Annotated in this window: 14 protein-coding genes; 4 read left to right on the forward strand and 10 right to left on the reverse strand. The window is 49.8% G+C overall.

Features of this window, described 5'->3' with window-relative positions:
• Positions 1–17: 17 nt before the first annotated feature.
• Positions 18–452 carry a DUF3276 family protein gene (locus BUE76_RS13920; RefSeq protein ID WP_073047158.1) on the reverse strand — a complete coding sequence of 145 codons (435 nt, stop codon included), beginning with the start codon at positions 450–452 and terminating at the stop codon, positions 18–20.
• A 101-nt stretch (positions 453–553) separates the two neighbouring features.
• On the reverse strand, positions 554–2,392 hold the full coding sequence (locus tag BUE76_RS13925; RefSeq protein ID WP_073047161.1) for an ABC transporter ATP-binding protein: 1,839 nt from the start codon (positions 2,390–2,392) through the stop codon (positions 554–556).
• 133 nt (positions 2,393–2,525) lie between these two features.
• Between BUE76_RS13925 and BUE76_RS13930 the strand changes: the two genes are divergently transcribed.
• Both BUE76_RS13930 and BUE76_RS13935 read left to right on the forward strand, forming a co-directional pair.
• Positions 2,526–3,569, forward strand: a complete 1,044-nt coding sequence (locus BUE76_RS13930) for an AI-2E family transporter (RefSeq protein ID WP_073047164.1) — start codon at positions 2,526–2,528, stop codon at positions 3,567–3,569.
• Positions 3,566–4,885: an erythromycin esterase family protein gene (locus tag BUE76_RS13935; protein ID WP_083596675.1), complete on the forward strand. Its 1,320-nt coding sequence runs from the start codon at positions 3,566–3,568 to the stop codon at positions 4,883–4,885. Before BUE76_RS13930 ends, BUE76_RS13935 begins: the two co-directional genes overlap by 4 nt.
• 85 nt (positions 4,886–4,970) lie before the next feature.
• On the opposite strand, the gene BUE76_RS13940 is transcribed toward BUE76_RS13935, so the two are convergent.
• A complete protein-coding gene (locus BUE76_RS13940; protein WP_073047317.1) occupies positions 4,971–5,903 on the reverse strand; it encodes an isoaspartyl peptidase/L-asparaginase family protein in 933 nt (310 codons plus the stop codon).
• Between the two features lie 46 nt (positions 5,904–5,949).
• On the reverse strand, positions 5,950–8,589 hold the full coding sequence (cphA, locus tag BUE76_RS13945; protein WP_073047167.1) for a cyanophycin synthetase: 2,640 nt from the start codon (positions 8,587–8,589) through the stop codon (positions 5,950–5,952).
• Between the two features lie 105 nt (positions 8,590–8,694).
• On the opposite strand from cphA, the gene BUE76_RS13950 reads away from it, so the two are divergent.
• Positions 8,695–9,564: a cyanophycinase gene (locus BUE76_RS13950; protein WP_073047170.1), complete on the forward strand. Its 870-nt coding sequence runs from the start codon at positions 8,695–8,697 to the stop codon at positions 9,562–9,564.
• 11 nt (positions 9,565–9,575) lie between these two features.
• Positions 9,576–9,749 carry a hypothetical protein gene (locus BUE76_RS24520; RefSeq protein ID WP_158069974.1) on the forward strand — a complete coding sequence of 58 codons (174 nt, stop codon included), beginning with the start codon at positions 9,576–9,578 and terminating at the stop codon, positions 9,747–9,749.
• 50 nt (positions 9,750–9,799) lie between these two features.
• On the opposite strand, the gene BUE76_RS13955 is transcribed toward BUE76_RS24520, so the two are convergent.
• From BUE76_RS13955 to BUE76_RS13980, 6 genes are all read right to left on the reverse strand, one after another.
• The gene (locus BUE76_RS13955; protein ID WP_073047173.1) at positions 9,800–10,114 is read right to left on the reverse strand and encodes a hypothetical protein; all 315 of its coding nucleotides are present in this window, start codon (positions 10,112–10,114) and stop codon (positions 9,800–9,802) included.
• 157 nt (positions 10,115–10,271) lie between these two features.
• Positions 10,272–10,922, reverse strand: a complete 651-nt coding sequence (locus tag BUE76_RS13960) for a LolA family protein (RefSeq protein WP_073047176.1) — start codon at positions 10,920–10,922, stop codon at positions 10,272–10,274.
• A 165-nt stretch (positions 10,923–11,087) separates the two neighbouring features.
• On the reverse strand, positions 11,088–13,913 hold the full coding sequence (locus BUE76_RS13965) for a DNA translocase FtsK (RefSeq protein ID WP_073047179.1): 2,826 nt from the start codon (positions 13,911–13,913) through the stop codon (positions 11,088–11,090).
• 245 nt (positions 13,914–14,158) lie between these two features.
• A complete protein-coding gene (locus BUE76_RS13970; protein ID WP_073047182.1) occupies positions 14,159–14,554 on the reverse strand; it encodes a DUF423 domain-containing protein in 396 nt (131 codons plus the stop codon).
• Positions 14,554–15,135: a shikimate kinase gene (locus tag BUE76_RS13975; RefSeq protein WP_083596676.1), complete on the reverse strand. Its 582-nt coding sequence runs from the start codon at positions 15,133–15,135 to the stop codon at positions 14,554–14,556. Before BUE76_RS13975 ends, BUE76_RS13970 begins: the two co-directional genes overlap by 1 nt.
• A 78-nt stretch (positions 15,136–15,213) precedes the next feature.
• Positions 15,214–16,392, reverse strand: a complete 1,179-nt coding sequence (locus BUE76_RS13980; protein WP_073047185.1) for an acyl-CoA dehydrogenase family protein — start codon at positions 16,390–16,392, stop codon at positions 15,214–15,216.
• Positions 16,393–16,839 lie beyond the last annotated feature (447 nt).

Genomic DNA, 16,839 nt, shown 5'->3' on the forward strand with positions numbered 1-16,839 from the left:
TTTTGTTTATCGTAATGTTACCATTTGTCTACTTCTTCCGAAGTGGTGGCGGATGCAACCGGTGCAACGCTTACCGGCACTTCGCTTACCACAACGGTGATTTCTTCTGAAATGATGGTGGTGGAAGGCATATCCAGCTCTTCGCCGTCCAATTCGTACGCTTCATCGTGGTTGAAGGCGTCGAAATCAAAGTCGGGCATAAGGTCTGTTTTTACATAATCAACTGCTTCGGTAAGGGCTTTGATGAATTTGTTGAAATCCTCTTTGTACAAAAAGATTTTGTGGCGATCGTAGCCGTTGTCGTTGAAACGTTTGCGGCTTTCGGTGATGGTGAGGTAGTAATCGTTTCCACGCGTTGCCCGTACATCAAAGAAATAAGTTCTGCGTTTACCCGCACGGATTCGTTTGCTGTAAATGCTTTCCATTTTCTTGTCGTTGTTCTCGTACGCCACAGTTGTTGTTTTTACAGTTGATTAAATGTTTTGGCCAATGATTATTCCTCAAAAAAGCTTCCTTACAAATATAATTATGTTTTTCAAACAGCCAAATTCACTTAATTATTTGCAACATCATCGCCTTTTTGCTGTTGTGCAAACAATTCGGCATATAAACCGCCCCTGTTTACCAGGCTTTCGTGGGTGCCAATTTCGGCAATGCGTCCTTCGTCCAGCACCACAATTTTATCAAACTGCAGGTGCCTGAAAATCCGGTGGGTAATGATGATGGCCGTTTTGTGCTGCCAGTATTGATCCAGCCTTTCCAATATGGTCTTTTCTGTACGGGTATCTACAGCGCTGAGCGAATCGTCCAGGATCAGCACGGGTGCATCTTTCAGCAATGCCCGGGCAATGGAAACCCGCTGCTTTTGGCCGCCGCTAAGCGTCACACCACGCTCGCCTACAATGGTTTCATAACCTTTGGCAAACCCCTTGATCTCCTCATCTACCACGGCAGTATGAGCTGCTGCTGCTACCCTTTCCTGGCTGGCCTGCCATTCGCCAAAGGCAATGTTCTGGGCTACCGTATCACTAAACAGGAAACCATCCTGTGGCACATAGCCAATATTGCGGCGGAGGTGGGCAAGGTCGATGTTTTGGATATTTTGGTTCCCTAACAGTATCGAACCACTGGTGGGATCGAAAAGGCGGAGCAGCAACTGGGCAAGCGTGGTTTTACCACTGCCGGTGCGGCCAACAAAAGCTACCTTCTCGCCTGCCTTTATGTGAAGGGTAAAATCTTTGAGTGCCTGGATGCCGGTATTGGGGTAAACAAAGTTGACGCCTTCAAACCGGATCTCACCGCTGATGGCAGGCTTTGGCGCGCCTGGTTCATGTACAATGGCTGGTTGCGTCAGCAGGAATTCATTCAGGCGCTTTTGGGATGCTGCCGCCCGCTGGATCATGGAGGCGGTCCAACCGATGGCGCTCACGGGAAAGGTGAGCATATTGATATAAATAACAAACTCCACGATGGTGTCTACGCCAATATTGGAGGAGCCATTGATATAAGCCAGTCCGCCCACCATTATGGTTACCAGTGTTGACAAACCAATAAAGAGTGTCATGCTCGGGAAATATAGGGCTTCGATTTTCGCAAGTTCGGTTGCACGTGAACGGTAGTTGAGGCTATTGTCTTCAAAAAAGCGGTACATGGCGCTTTCCTGTGCAAAACTTTTGATTACCCGGATGCCTGCATAGCTCTGTTGTGCATTGGTGGTAAGCGATGAAAGGGTGGCCTGCAACTGTTCGCTCTTCCGGTGGATGATGGTATTGACAAAATAGATGGTGCCGGCCAGTAGTGGCAGCGGCGCCAGCACGTACAGGGTTAGCGCCACGTCGCGGCGGAACATAAAATAGAGGCAAAAGCAGATCACCGAAACAAGGTTTACGACGTACATCACAGCGGGCCCGGTGTACATCCGCACCTTACTTACGTCTTCCGACATGCGGCTCATGAGGTCACCGGTACTGTTGGCTTTGTAAAAGGCTGCATCCAGTTGCTGGTAGTGACCAAACACTTCGTTCTTCTGGTTGTACTCTATGTGGCGGCTCATGACAATGATGGTTTGCCGCATGAAAAACATAAACAAACCACGCAACAGGGCCAGGAGGATAATGGTGATGCCTACAATGGCTACGATACCTGCCACTGAATACTGTAAACCTTCTACCCAATGGATAAATTGCTGCACCAGTACATCGTATGCCCGAACATTGTCGTGCTGGCGGTAGCCGGGTAGCTGCAGTGAACGTTGTACAAAGTCGATGATAAAACCCGTAACCTGGGGTGCCAGGATGCCAAAGTAGTTGGACACCAGGATAAAGAATATGCCCACCACCAAACGGAAACGGTACTTCCAGAAATATTTGTTGACTGCCGACAGATGTTTCAAAACCGAAATATTATGCTTGCAAAATTAGGCTTCTGTTTCTGCCTGGGCTGTATTAAATACTACTTGGTCCAATGGCATAATTATTTGAACCCGCTACCCCTACCAACAGCTTTCTTCATCAACAACAAAGCCCATGCAAGCTCCCGACCTGAAAGCTTTTGACCAGAAAGTATGGCGCACCATAGGAATGGTAGCCCTTACCCTAATACTTCTGTGGATCATCAAGGATACCATCCGCGTATTCCTGCTCATCATTACAGCTATCCTGGTGTCCATATTCTTCCTTCGGCTGGCTGGCATTATCAGGAGCAAAACTGGATGTAAGCAGGGCCTTAGCCTTGCGTTGGCCATCATCGCCAGCATTGCATCCCTTGTTCTGGTGTTCTGGTTCATAGGAGCAAGGGTGCAATTGCAGATTGCTGAACTAAGCGACACCCTGCCCGCATCAATTGAAAATGTAAGGCAGAAAATTGAGGCCAACCCACTTGGCAAAAGACTGCTAGGCGGTATGGGAAAAAGCGGCCAGTCGCTCCAGAAATACGCCCCTGCGGCACAGCGCTTTTTTACCGGGTCCTTTGGTGTGCTGGGCGACCTCTATGCCATCCTTTTCTTAGGTATCTTTTTTACCATCTCACCCAAGACCTATGTTGGTGGCCTGGTGCGGCTGGTACCTTTAAAAGGCAGGGATACCGCCCGCCATGTGCTCCATGAAATGGACACAACCCTTGGCCACTGGCTTAAAGGCCAGCTGATTGCCATGCTGGTGGTGGCGGTTCTTACCTGGGTAGGCCTCGCCATCATTGGTGTGCCCATGGCCATTGCACTGGCCATCATTGCCGGCTTGTTCAACTTCGTGCCCAACCTAGGGCCATTGGTGGCCATGATACCTGCCGTGCTGGTAGGTATGATGCAGGGAGGCAACACTGCACTGTATGTTGCAGGCCTTTACCTGCTGGTGCAGGCATTGGAAAGCAACCTGATCACACCCTATATCCAAAACAAGATGATCGAAATACCTCCTGCCCTCATCCTGATGGGACAATTGCTGATGGGCACCCTCCTGGGTGTAATGGGTATCATTTTAGCTACGCCACTGGTAGCATTGATCATGGTGGCTGTACGCGAACTGTATGTGAAAAAGCAGGAAGCGGGCAGCCCGCAAAACACAGGGTTATGAGCAAAGGATATTTCAGTGCAACGGAAAAGAAAATTCAACAGGTTATTAGCGAGAAAGGCAGGGTGCTGGATGGCTTTAAAAACCTGGATCCACTTTTTGATAAAATGAGCAGGGCGAGGGTGGTCATGCTGGGCGAGGCATCGCACGGTACGCATGAATATTATACCTGGCGCACTTATATCACCAAGAAGCTGATCACTGATTACGGCTTCAATTTTATAGGTGTCGAGGGCGACTGGCCTGACTGTTATGCCGTCAACCGTTATATCAAACACAAGGAAGGCGCTGGGTCTTCGGCCGAAGCAGTACTTCGTGGCTACGACCGGTGGCCTACCTGGATGTGGGCCAACTGGGAAATCACGGGGCTTACGGAATGGTTGCACCAGTATAACAAAGGAAAGAGCTGGCCAAACCAGGCCGGGTTTTACGGCCTGGATGTATATAGCCTTTGGGATTCGCTTACGGCGGTGCGCCAGTACCTGGCAGCCAATGACCCAGAGGCACTCCATCAGGCGGAAAAAGCATTCCGTTGTTTTGCGCCTTACAAAGATGATGAAACCTCTTATGCATACGCCGCACAGGTAGTGCCGCAGCGGTGCCAGCAGGAAGTGGTCCATTTACTACAGCAATTTCAGCGGGAAAAGGACGGCCGGGGGGACGATGCTGAAGAACGTTTTGCTGCTGAGCAAAATGCGCTGGTAACCGTTAATGCTGAAAAATATTACCGCACTATGATTGGCGGTGGTGCAGCATCCTGGAATGTCCGCGACAGCCATATGGCCGAAACCCTGGAGCGGCTGATGCAATTGCATGGTCCCGATTCAAAGGCCATTGTATGGGAGCACAATACCCATATCGGTGATGCCCGGGCCACCAGCATGAGCGATGAAGGGATGTACAATATCGGGGAACTGGCACGGAAGCAGTACGGCAAGGGGGATGTTTTTCTGCTGGGGTTCGGCAGTTATGCAGGCAGTGTGATGGCTGCCACCAGTTGGGGCGCCCCGCAACAGGTAATGGAAGTGCCGGAAGCGAGGGAAAACAGTTGGGAATACCATCTGCATGCAGCGGGTGGCAACCGGTTGCTTTTAAGTGACGACTTAAGGGAATCGGTCCTGGCAGAAAAAAGACTTGGCCACCGCGCCATCGGCGTGGTATACCGCCCGCAATACGAAAAGTTTGGCAACTACGTGGCTACCCTGGTACCCGAACGTTACGACGGGTTTATTTTCCTGGATCAAACCAAAGCGCTTCACCCGCTGCATGGTGAAGCACACAACCAAAAAATGCCGGAGACTTATCCTTTTGGGGTATAAAAAACTGGTGTTGGAAAAGTGAAAAGGCAGTATATCCTTTATCGCTGATACCAACACCAGTTTACATTTTTAGTCAACATTTTCATTATGGATAAATCCATGTGCCGGTATAGCCATCATTGGTTTTTACACCCCGGTGCATCCTTTCTGAATTAAACGCCATTCCAAAATTCCCTTCCCGGTCTATAGAAATCATACCCATATCACCCTCCGTACCCTTATTGTCAATATGGATAAAACGATGTATCGCTTCTGGTACGCCTAAACCTGCATATCGAACCAGGGATGCAATTTCATGTCCCGCTACCCGCTTGATCAGGTATTCGCCGTCACCCGTTGTAGACACTGCACAGGTTTCGTTTTCGGCATAGGAGCCCACGCCAATCATGCTGCTGTCCCCAATACGGCCTTCTTTGGCATACTCGGTACCTCCTGTTGATGTGGCAGCAGCTACATTGCCCTCTTTATCTACCGCCACTGCTCCTACCGTTCCATGCATGCGGGAGCCTATTTCTTCCAGTGCAGTGTCCTGTGTATTCCCATCCGCTTCCTTGCGGGCAGATTCATATGAATCGTACTGGTATTCGGTTACAAAATAAGCGTCCGGCTCCAGGCTGATGCCGATGTTTTTGGCAAAATCAAGCGCCCCATAGCTACCCAGGTAAATGTGGTTGGTTTTTTCCATTACCGCACGGGCAAGGGTTACCGGGTTTTTGACATTGCGTACAATGGCCACTGCTCCCGATTTGCCATTGCTGCCATCCATGATGGAGGCACACATTTCTACCTGTGCTTTTTGGTTGATGGCCGACCCGCGGCCTGCATTAAACAAGGGGTTATTTTCCAAAACATTTACGGCTGCTTCCACAGCATCTATAGCTGAGCCCCCTTCTTCCAATACCGAATAGCCGGCATCCAATGCTGCCTGCAAGCCTTCATGATAGCCTTTTTCATTTTGATGTATATGCTCCGAATCGGGCCCTGCGCCCCCATGTACCACAATGCCAAAGTTTTGCATACCTACAGTATTATTGTTATCCCTTTGTCTCCTGAAAGATTTCATCCTAGACAGCAGCCCGCATTTGTGTTCTTGCTTCTTTATACTTGTTTAAATGTTCCTGCACCCGTTCGCAAACAGATTTTACATTGTCCACAAAAATCACGGTCAGCGAGCCGGGTGTGGCCGAGCTTACCGCATGGTCGATGGCCGAAGGTTCGTTGGAAAAATAATTGACCTTTTTATCCTGTGCCACCTTTTGAATACCGCTGCGCAAAAGCGAGGAGATTTCAAACTCTGTCCGGCCGCGCAGGTCTTCATCCTGGCGGATGATGATCTCGTCAAAGATCCTTGCAGACTCTGTTGCCAGGTTTACAATGTCTTCGCTTCTGCGGTCGCCAATACCTGCAATGACCCCAATACGGCGGGTAGCAGGTAGGGCATGCACCAACTGTCCTACAGCTTTAAGTCCATGCACATTATGGGCATAATCTACCAGTACGGTAAAGTCGCCGAAGTTGAACTCGTTCAACCTGCCGGGGGTATTTTGCACGCTGTTGCGGAAATTGCGGAGGGTAGCCCTGATGGCGGGCATGGTTACACCCGTGCAATAAGCCGCCAGTGCAGCACCCATAGCGTTGTAAATATTGAATTGGGCTTTTCCACCCATGGTCAGGGGAATGTTCTGTACTTCATCAATGGGCAATAACCTGTTGCCTTCCCTGATGATCAGGTATCCTTCATCCAGGATGGCAGCTCGTCCGCCAGCTTCGCAATGCTCCTGCACCCGTACGCTATCGGGGTAAATGGAAAACAAGGCCACCTTACATTTTACCCGGTGCCGCATGGCATATACCAGGTCGTCATCGGCATTGAGCACCGCGTAGCCATCCGCCTTTACGGTTTCCGGCACCACCGATTTTACCTTTGCCAGTTGTTCAATGGTATTGATGCCTTCGATGCCCAGGTGGTCTTCTGCAACATTGGTTACCACGGCGCAATCGCACTGGTCATAACCCAAACCAGACCTGAGAATGCCACCGCGGGCTGTTTCCAGAATGGCAAATTCAATGGAGGAATCTTTTAAAATAACCTGTGCTGATGCCGGGCCTGCACAATCGCCTTTATAAATTTGGCTGCCGTTGATATAAATACCATCGGTAGTGGTCAAACCAGTTTGGTAACCCGCTTGTCTTGCCATGCTGGCCAGCAGCCTTGAGGTGGTAGTCTTTCCGTTGGTACCCGTAACGGCAATGAGCGGAATACGGCCATTGCTGCCATTGGGAAACAGCATGTCTATTATAGGCTCGGCCACATTTCGGGGCCTACCGGATGTGGGTTCCAGGTGCATCCGCAAACCGGGGGCGGCATTTACTTCGATGACAGCACCACCGTTCTCAGCTATTGGGGAATGGAGTTCTGGCGCCATCACGTCGATGCCGCAAATGTCCAGCCCTATATTGCGGGCAATGCGTTCAAACAACAGTTTGTTGGCTGGATGTACCGAGTCGGTTATATCTGCTGCCGTGCCGCCGGTGCTGAGGTTGGCCGTTGTTTTTAGCCATAACTCTTTTCCTTCGGGCAGTACCGTGTCCAGGCTGAGCCCCTGCTTGGTTAAGATCTCTACTGTAGCAGCGTCGATCTCAATTTTAGATAACACTTTGCAGTGGCCATTTCCCCTGCGAGGATCGGCATTTACCAGGTCTATCAACTCCCGTATACTATGGCTGCCATCGCCGGTAACCGCAGCAGGGGTGCGCTGCGCCACTGCCACCAACTGGTAATTGATCACCAGGGCCCGGAAATCGCATCCAGCAATAAATTGCTCCACGATCACATCTTTGGAAATGGCCTGCGCCCTGATGAATGCATCCTGTGCACAGCCAATGCTGCGGATATTGGTGGTGGCACCTTTTCCCTGGTTTCCATCAAGGGGTTTTACCACCAGCGGGTAACCTACTTCTGCTATCGCCTGTTCCAGTTCTGCCTGGCTGGAAATAACCACCCCGCGTGGCACCGGCACAAAGGCATCCTCCAGGATCTTTTTGGTGCGGTCCTTATTGCCTGCCATTTCAACGGCTATGATGCCTGTATCACCGGTAAGGGTGGCTTCAATCCGCTTCTTCTGGCTGCCATAACCCAATTGCACCAGGGCACCTTCATCCAGCCGCATCACCGGGATACCTCTTTTACGGGCTTCCGCCACTACACTCCAGGTGCTGGGACCCAGGCTGTATTGTTCGTGGTAATGCCGCAGTTGTTCCAGGTCACTTTCAAGGTCGTAGGCATTGCCTGCAATAAGGGCTTCTGCCAGGCGGACTGAAGCGGTGGCGGCATACAAGCCGGCCTGTTTTACCTGGTAGGCAAAAACAACATGGTATTGCCCTTCAACACCATTGCCACGGGTGCGGCCAAAGCCTACATCCATACCCGCAAGTGTTTGCATTTCCAAAGCGATGTGTTCAATAACATGCCCCATCCAGGTACCATCTTTTACCCTTAGGAAAAAGCCCCCGGGTACCCCTTCACTGCATTGGTGGCGGTACAGGCTGGGCATCAAGGCTTCCAGTCTTTCGCCAAAACCGGGAATCAAATTGGTGGGTTGGGTTTCCAGTTCTTCCAGGTCCAGCAGCATTTCCACCAGCTGTGTTTTTCGTATTGACCAAAAGTTTGGTCCATTCAATGTTTTCAGTTTCAGAACTTTCATACGGCTAGGTATATGTTCAAGTCTAGAGGAAATTCTGTGCCATATTCATTAACATACGTTGATACTCAGAAAGGTAAATGGCATAAGTTTTTTGCACGTATTTACATGAGTCTTCCAAAAGGTATTTTGATTGCTGTAGGTGGGGCTGAGGACAAGGGTATAGAAGCGGAAAGAGCTGATATTAACCGCCTTGATTTTTTTAAAGAAGGAATCCTGAATAGGATTGTAGAACTGGCGGGTAAAAAAGAAGAGCCGAGAATTGAAGTGGTCACCACTGCCAGCTCCATTCCTGAAGAGGTAGGAAGGATCTATAAGAAGGCTTTTAAAAAGCTGGGTTGCGCCTACGTGGGGCATTTAAAGATCGTGCAGCGCGAGGAAGCCGACCAGCCCAAAGTATTGGAAAGACTGGAGCAGGCTAACTGTATCCTGTTTTCAGGAGGCGACCAGTTGCGTTTATGTTCCATCCTGGGAGGTACCCAGTTTATTTCCCGTATGAAGGAGCGTTATTTCCAGGAATATTTTATTGTTGCCGGCACCAGTGCAGGCGCAGCTGCCATGAGCCATACCATGATCAGTGGCGGACCCGATGATAAAGCTTACCTGAAAGGGGAAGTGCGTTTGAGCATCGGGTTCGGATTTATGCAAAATGTGATAATAGATACCCACTTCGATACCAGGGGGCGGTTCGGAAGGCTTGCACAGGCAATTACCAACCAGCCAAACGAGCTCGGCATTGGATTGGATGAAGATACGGGTGTGATTGTAGAAAAAGGATACCGCCTAAAAGCCATTGGCAGCAGCAGCGTAGTGCTGATCGACGGCCGGGAAATCACCCATAGCAATGTAGCCAATATAAAGGGTGGAATGCCCATTTCTGTATCCAACCTGAAGGTGCACATCCTATCCCATTCTGATGTTTATGATATTGATAAGCACCAGTTCATTAGCAAGTCGCTTGACTTTCACGTAAAATAAAACCCACGTTTATGAACCAGCAAGACAACAAAACAAACCTGCACCAGCCTGCGGATCAACCTGCAAGTGTAACCAAACAGGATCAGGATCCAAGGCAGGAGGCAATTGAAAAGGAAGAAGACACTGCGCGAATCCGCAGTGAAAAGCAAAGTGTTCAGGACGGTTCGCAACAGCAGGATCAATAAAAAAAGGAACGGCACCAGCCGTTCCTTTTTTGCAAGAAATTCCTGGAAGCTTATTGCCCTGTAGGTTTGTTGCCGACACCGGTTTGTGTTTCGGTACCAATGCCCCGCTTTGTATCGGGTGCACGTTCTGCGGCACTGGGGCGGGTGGTATCGGTGGAATCAACCGGCTGTACCGCACTTACATCCAAACCCGTAGTATCGCCACCAGAAGTCATCCCTGTAGTACCGGTTCCATCCCTACCCATATCATCGGCGCCTGAAGCTACCGAGCTGGTATCGCTGGCTTGCGAACCGGTATCATTACTTCCGTAGGTACAACTAAATACGCCTATTGCAAGGGCAGCACATACAAACAATCGCAACATAATCTCTTGTTTTTAGGTTAGCAAAGCTTAGCAAGGTGCAAAGTCTGTACCTAGCTTTCCCGGGTAAAGCTTCTCCAATATTAAATTTTCATCTACTGCTTGGAAGGCATAAAAAAAGCCCCGCACAAGGCAGGGCTAAATAGTAAAGCATTCAGGGTTATCGAAGGTCAACAACCTCAACACCGGGGTATTTCTTTTTGTCAAATACAAAGGCTGCATCGGTAACAGCTGCATTTGGCGCAAGCGAATTGATGGTATAACTGTAGCGGTTGCCACTTTTTTCCAGGAAGCGTGCGCTATAAATGGTTTTGTTGGCCTTGTCTACCAGCACATATACTTTATGGAAAGGCTTTGACTTATCGGTTGGTGTCAGCTCTACTTCCTGAACTGCTTTGCCGGCCACTTTTTTCTCCCCGTTCATTTTGTACAGGAAATCGCGGTCGTAGAAATTGGTAAACAGTTTTTGGGGTGTCATAGCCGAACTGCCCAGGTCAACACCCGAAACGGTTACTTCATTGGCGCCCTTATCAAAGTTCCAGGAAGTACGGCCATCAGAAAAAATCTCCAGGCCACCCATGGTTACTTTGTACTTGTTGCCCTTCATATTCACCTGGCCTTTTTTGGAACTCAATACCTTACCCTGTGCATTTTCCACCTGGTAGGTAAAAGTAGCGGAAGGGGATTTGAAAGTGCGGAATTTGGCGCTTACTGCGTCCAGTACTTTCTTGGCTTCAGGATCGTTTTTAGTTTGGGCCTGCACGCTGACAAAGGAGGCAAGCAGCAGTACGAATGCGTACATTTTTTTCATTGGTAAATTATGTTTTCATAAACCAGCAGTAGGACAGCTTCTTGTTGCCTGCTGACAAAGGCCGGTTTATCCTTCAATAAATCGGGTCAAATATAACCCCATGACGCCACCATTTGGGCAAGTTGCGTACCGGCTTTGTTGAATGTTAGGGTTCTTAACGCATTCCTAACCAAAGTTTTCCAAAAACTCTTCCAACTCGTGCTCAGTCTTGAACAGCACCTCCCGGGCCTTGCTGCCCAGGTTGGGCCCTACCACCCCGGCTCGTTCCAGCTGGTCCATCAGGCGGCCTGCCCGGTTGTACCCCAGCTTCATACGGCGCTGGATCAGCGAAGTGGAACCTACCTGGTTTTGAACGATCAGGCGTGCCGCATCGGCAAAGAGGGGATCGCGTTCGCCGCTATCCAGGTCGCCGCCTTTTTCCACTTCCTTATCATCCACGTACTCGGGTAGCAGGAAGGCCTGCGAGTAGCCACGTTGTACGCCGATATGATCCACTACCCTTTCTACTTCAGGGGTATCTACAAAGGCGCACTGCAAACGAACGATCTCGCCATTGTAGGAAATCAGCATGTCGCCCTTACCAATCAACTGCTCGGCGCCACCTGCGTCCAGGATGGTGCGGCTATCAATTTTTGAAGAAACCTTAAAAGCAATACGTGCAGGGAAGTTGGCCTTGATGGTACCGGTGATGATATTAACCGAAGGACGCTGGGTAGCGATGATCAGGTGGATACCAACGGCACGGGCCAGCTGCGCCAGTCGGGCAATGGGCATTTCCACTTCCTTGCCCGCGGTCATGATCAGGTCGGCAAATTCGTCCACAACCAGCACAATAAAGGGCAGGTACTGGTGACCCTTTTGCGGGTTTAGCCTGCGCTTGGTAAACTTCTCGTTGTACTCTTTGATGTTGCGGGTACCGGCTTCCTTCAGCAGGTCGTAGCGGTTGTCCATCTCGATACAAAGGGCATTCAGGGTGTTGATCACCTTCTTGGTATCGGTAATGATGGCTTCTTCTTCCCCTGGCAGTTTAGCCAGGAAGTGTTTTTCGATATGGCGGTATACGCTCAGTTCCACCTTTTTCGGATCCACCAATACAAACTTCAGTTGCGAAGGATGTTTTTTATACAGCAGTGAAACCAGGATGGCGTTCAAACCAACCGATTTACCCTGGCCGGTAGCACCCGCCATCAGCAGGTGGGGCATGGTGGCGAGATCGGCAATAAAATTTTCGTTGTCGATCTTTTTACCAATGGCAATGGGCAGGCTGAAATTGCTGTGCTGGAATTTGTCCGATGCCAACAGGGTGCGCATGCTCACAACCGTTTTCTTTACGTTGGGCACTTCAATACCAATGGTGCCTTTACCCGGTATGGGGGCAATGATACGGATACCCAATGCTGCAAGACTGAGTGCAATATCGTCTTCCAGGTTCTTGATGCGGGAAATACGCACACCAGCGGCGGGTACGATTTCATACAGGGTTACTGTTGGACCAACCGTTGCGCTGATCTTCTGAATTTCAATGCTATAGTTCTTAAGTGTGCTCAGGATCTGGTTTTTGTTGGCCTCCAGTTCGGCTGCATCCTGAACGATCTTCTCCGAACCGTGGGCTTCCAGCAGTTCCAGCACCGGGAATTTGTAGTCGCGCAGGTCGAGCGTAGGTTCGTAAGGTGGCAGGTCGCTGTAATCCTTTTGGCGCCCGGCTCCGTCGAAATCAGATTCCGGAACTTCAGGTTCTGCTTGTTTGATCTCGAAGGTAACTTCGGGCAGGGGTTCCGGTTGTTTGATCTCGAAGAAAGGCTCCGGCTTTTGGGATACTTCCGGCTCAAAATCTTCTTCCGGTTCGGTCACCTCGATGGCAGGCGATTCAGGAGCTACCGGGTTATTGATCACCAACTCAGCTTCCGGTTTGAACGCTCTTTTGGGCATGATGACAACCGGCGCTGCAGGTTTGGACATTTCGGCCGTATCCATTGCCGCATGACCTGAAAAGTCTTCAAGCAGTTCAGCTCCCATAGCTGGTTGGATCACCGAAGTGGTGGGTGCTGCATATTCGGTTTCCTTTTCCACCAGTGCAAATGCGGAAGCTGCCTGCTCCTGCTGGGGCACATTCAGGGTAAGTGGAATATCGCCCTTCAAGGCATTGGCTTTGGGTTCAGGTGTTTGCATTTCAGGCATCACCATGGGCCTGGTTTCAGCCAACACCGCTTTGGGTGCTGTACCTGATTTTTGCGCAAGCGGTGCGGCGGCCCTGCTGTCCATTTCAGAAAAATGAAGGTCCTGTTCCTCCTCTTCCTCTTCCTCCTCTTCTTCTTCCACAACAACAGGTTTAGCTTTACGCTCAGGCATTTTAAAGGTGGGATTGAACTGCCAGATCAGGTAGCTGATGGCCACAACAAGCAGGATGACCGCCGTGCCTACACTTCCCATAAAAGCACTCATCCAATTGGAGATCATATCCCCTACCCTGCCGCCAAAAGGAAAGTCGGAACCGCCAAACAAAAAAGAAAAGCATACTGAGGCGATGACCAGGCCAAAAGTTACATAGCGCAGGTTGCGCCACAGTGAGTACACTTTGCGGTTGGTGAGCAGGTTGATGCCCAGTACGAAAAAGAAGGTGCAGAAAAGCAGGGATGCTGCGCCGAAGCCATTGTAAATGAACCCATGGGCGGTCCAGGCACCCAGGCGGCCCAACAGGTTGGCCACATGCAATTCATCGTTGAGGAGGAAAGAGTCCTCGCTCATGAGTTTATCCTGGTCTTCTTTCCAGGTAAAGAAGTATGATATAAAGGCAAGAAATAAAAATATAGCCACCAAAAGCGACACGGTACCCATAATTTTCCAGGTACGTTCATCTTTGGCCAGTTTTTTCAGGTCTACCTGCTCTTCCCGGTCCTGCTTCAGTTTTTCTGTTACAGGCCTGGGATTTTCTTTCTTCACGGGCTTTTCAGCCGGCTTAGGCGGAGCGGGCTTTTTCAGCTTATTTGCCATGTCGGCAAAGATAAGGTTCAGGGATGGTAGCAGGGGCCTTTCAAAGGGTAAAAAAAAGGCATAAGTGTATCGGGAAAGCTATAGCTAAGGAATTGTAACTCAAACACTAATCATGTGTAAGTAAAAAGTATTACCGGTTAAACTTTTTAGTCCTTACCGCCAACCTATTGGGGCCTAATCAGGAGCATGAAATTCAGATTAAAAATCAAAACCCTGGCTTTACCAGGGTTTTGATTGCAAATAGTTCAGGCCCTTTTCATCAGTGCCAGGGCGAGGAACACCCACCCGGCTATAAAGAACAAACCACCAATAGGCGTAATTATACCAATGCCGCCCAACCCAACTTTGTTGGTGGCTTTCAGCATCACCAGTGCATAGAGGGAACCTGAAAACAAGAGAATGCCGATGATAAAACTCCAGCCAGCCCAGCTGAGGCTGGAAGTTGCTGCAAGCCGCTCCCACAAAAGTCCCGCAACCAGCAGTGCAAAAGCATGGTACATCTGGTACTGAACCCCGGTCTGGAAAGTGCCCACTGTTTCAGGCGCTACCAGCTTTTTCAATCCATGTGCGCCAAAAGCACCCAGTACCACGCCCAAACCTGCCAGCAGGCTGCCCAGCACCATCATAAGTTTTCCGTTCATCAGTTCTTGTTTTCTGTATTTAAGATTTTATCCAAAAAATTATCCAGGCTTAACTGGTCCTCGTAAATGACCTCGCGTGCCTGCTGGTAGAAGATCTTCCGGTCGCCTACTTTTTTCACGATATAGGCCTTCAGTTGCTCATCATCCAAGGTGCTGATCAGGGGGCGTTTTTCCTTCTCCCCTTTCAGGCGTTCGGCAAGACACTCGGCCGAGCAGTTGATCCAGATGGTCTTTCCCATCCGGTTCATGTAATCAATATTGTTGAAAAAGCAGGGCGTGCCGCCACCGGTGGACATAACAAAGGCCGGCGTAGATTCAGTGAGGTGCATCAGCATTTCCTTTTCGCGCCTGCGGAAAAACTCCTCGCCATCCACGGCAAAGATTTCAGCTATTTTTTTACCAGCCATGTCCTCGATCTGTTCGTCGAGGTCGAGGAATGGAACCTGAAGTTTCTGGGCCAGTTGCCTGCCCCAATAGGATTTGCCACAACCCATGAAACCAATGAGATAAATGCCACCCCCTGTCCCCTTCAAAGGGGAACTTAGACCGGAATTGTCCTTGTTGTTCGTAATGTTTTCCATGCGATTATTTTATTGGCCAAAGACTTTGGAATATCTAGGGATGTTGTACCTAAGTTCCCCCTCAGGGGTACAGGGAGTTTACTTAAAAGCATTCAAACCCGTAACATCCATACCTGTTATCAGCAGGTGAATGTCGTGGGTGCCTTCGTATGTAATAACGCTTTCGAGGTTCATCATGTGGCGCATGATGGAGTACTCGCCGGTGATGCCCATACCCCCCAGCATCTGTCGGGCCTGCCGAGCAATATTGGCTGCTACCTCGCAGCTGTTGCGCTTGGCCATGGACACCTGCTGCGGGGTTGCCCTGCCTTCGTTCATCAGTACACCCAGGCGCCAGTTAAGCAGTTGTCCTTTGGTGATCTCTGTGATCATTTCAGCCAGCTTTTTCTGCTGTAATTGAAAACCACCTATGGGCCGATCAAACTGGCTGCGCTCCTTGCTGTATCGCAGGGCGGTATCGTAACAATCCATGGCTGCACCCAGTGCGCCCCAGGCAATGCCATATCGGGCCTTACTCAAACAACTCAGTGGTCCCTTTAGACCTTTTACATTGGGCAGGATGTTTTCCTTGGGCACTTTTACATTATCAAATACCAGTTCACCGGTCGCCGATGCGCGGAGGCTCCATTTACCATGGGTGGTGGGGGTACTAAATCCTTCCATACCTCTTTCTACGATGATACCACGTACATCGCCGCTTTCGTCCTTGGCCCAAACCACTGCTACCTGTGCAAAGGGTGCATTGGAAATCCAGAGCTTGGCGCCGTTTAAAATAACATGGTCGCCGGCATCCCGGATATTGGTGATCATCCCCGCCGGGTTGGATCCATGATCCGGCTCGGTGAGGCCAAAACAACCCAACCATTCACCCGAACCCAGCCTGGGCAGGTATTTCTGCTTTTGTTCTTCACTGCCGTATGCATATATCGGGAACATCACCAGGGATCCCTGAACCGAAGCGGTAGAGCGCACCCCACTGTCGCCCCGTTCCAGTTCCTGCATCATCAACCCATAAGCAATATAATCGAGTCCGCCACCGCCATATGCTACAGGTACCGTAGGCCCAAAGCAACCCAACTCACCCAATTGCCGAACAATCTGCGTGGGAAATTCGGCCCGCTGCGCATAGTCCTCTATGATGGGTGAGATTTCCTTTTTTACATAATTACGTACTGTCTCGCGAATCAGTTTTTGTTCGTCGGTAAGTAATTCATCTACCAGAAAATAATCGGGTGACTGAAATTGGTCGGTAGCCATATGGGTGATCGTTTGTGTTTATGTGAACAGGCGGTGCCCTGTTTTGCTAGGTGCCAGCCCGCTGCTACAAATGTAATACGCAATACCATGGAAAGCTGATAAAGGAAACAGAAGCATTGGCGCAATGGAAAGGGGGAAAATTATCGTTTAACGATGGAGATTAAAATGGAGAAGATCAAATAACAAAGAGAAGGGTTTAAAACTTTACTTGATCTATCCCCTGGGTCTTAAGGTCTGTAAAAGGCCACCTGACCTTCGGGGCATTCTGAAATAGCAAATACCCATGATCAGATGTATGGAGGATTACGAAAGAAAAGAAACTGACCTGCTACCAACCGCAACAAGTAAGGTGCAATTATCACATAAGCAAGGGAAGGCTACACGTCCACACGCTTTTTCTCGGAGATATAGAGGGGGACAACCAGTTAAGGAATATTCAATAACCAA

The sequence above is a fragment of the Cnuella takakiae genome, assembly GCF_001953305.1.
Classification (GTDB): Bacteria; Bacteroidota; Bacteroidia; order Chitinophagales; family Chitinophagaceae; genus Flavisolibacter; species Flavisolibacter takakiae.

Bases quoted from the DNA above. Each gene is read 5' to 3' on its own strand.
- BUE76_RS13930 (WP_073047164.1), top strand. From the start codon at position 2,526: ATGCAAGCTCCCGACCTGAAAGCTTTTGACCAGAAAGTATGGCGCACC.
- BUE76_RS13935 (WP_083596675.1), top strand. From the start codon at position 3,566: ATGAGCAAAGGATATTTCAGTGCAACGGAAAAGAAAATTCAACAGGTT.
- BUE76_RS13940 (WP_073047317.1), bottom strand. From the start codon at position 5,903: ATGCAAAACTTTGGCATTGTGGTACATGGGGGCGCAGGGCCCGATTCG.
- cphA (WP_073047167.1), bottom strand. From the start codon at position 8,589: ATGAAAGTTCTGAAACTGAAAACATTGAATGGACCAAACTTTTGGTCA.
- BUE76_RS13950 (WP_073047170.1), top strand. From the start codon at position 8,695: ATGAGTCTTCCAAAAGGTATTTTGATTGCTGTAGGTGGGGCTGAGGAC.
- BUE76_RS24520 (WP_158069974.1), top strand. From the start codon at position 9,576: ATGAACCAGCAAGACAACAAAACAAACCTGCACCAGCCTGCGGATCAA.
- BUE76_RS13955 (WP_073047173.1), bottom strand. From the start codon at position 10,114: ATGTTGCGATTGTTTGTATGTGCTGCCCTTGCAATAGGCGTATTTAGT.
- BUE76_RS13960 (WP_073047176.1), bottom strand. From the start codon at position 10,922: ATGAAAAAAATGTACGCATTCGTACTGCTGCTTGCCTCCTTTGTCAGC.
- BUE76_RS13965 (WP_073047179.1), bottom strand. From the start codon at position 13,913: ATGGCAAATAAGCTGAAAAAGCCCGCTCCGCCTAAGCCGGCTGAAAAG.
- BUE76_RS13970 (WP_073047182.1), bottom strand. From the start codon at position 14,554: ATGAACGGAAAACTTATGATGGTGCTGGGCAGCCTGCTGGCAGGTTTG.
- BUE76_RS13975 (WP_083596676.1), bottom strand. From the start codon at position 15,135: ATGGAAAACATTACGAACAACAAGGACAATTCCGGTCTAAGTTCCCCT.
- BUE76_RS13980 (WP_073047185.1), bottom strand. From the start codon at position 16,392: ATGGCTACCGACCAATTTCAGTCACCCGATTATTTTCTGGTAGATGAA.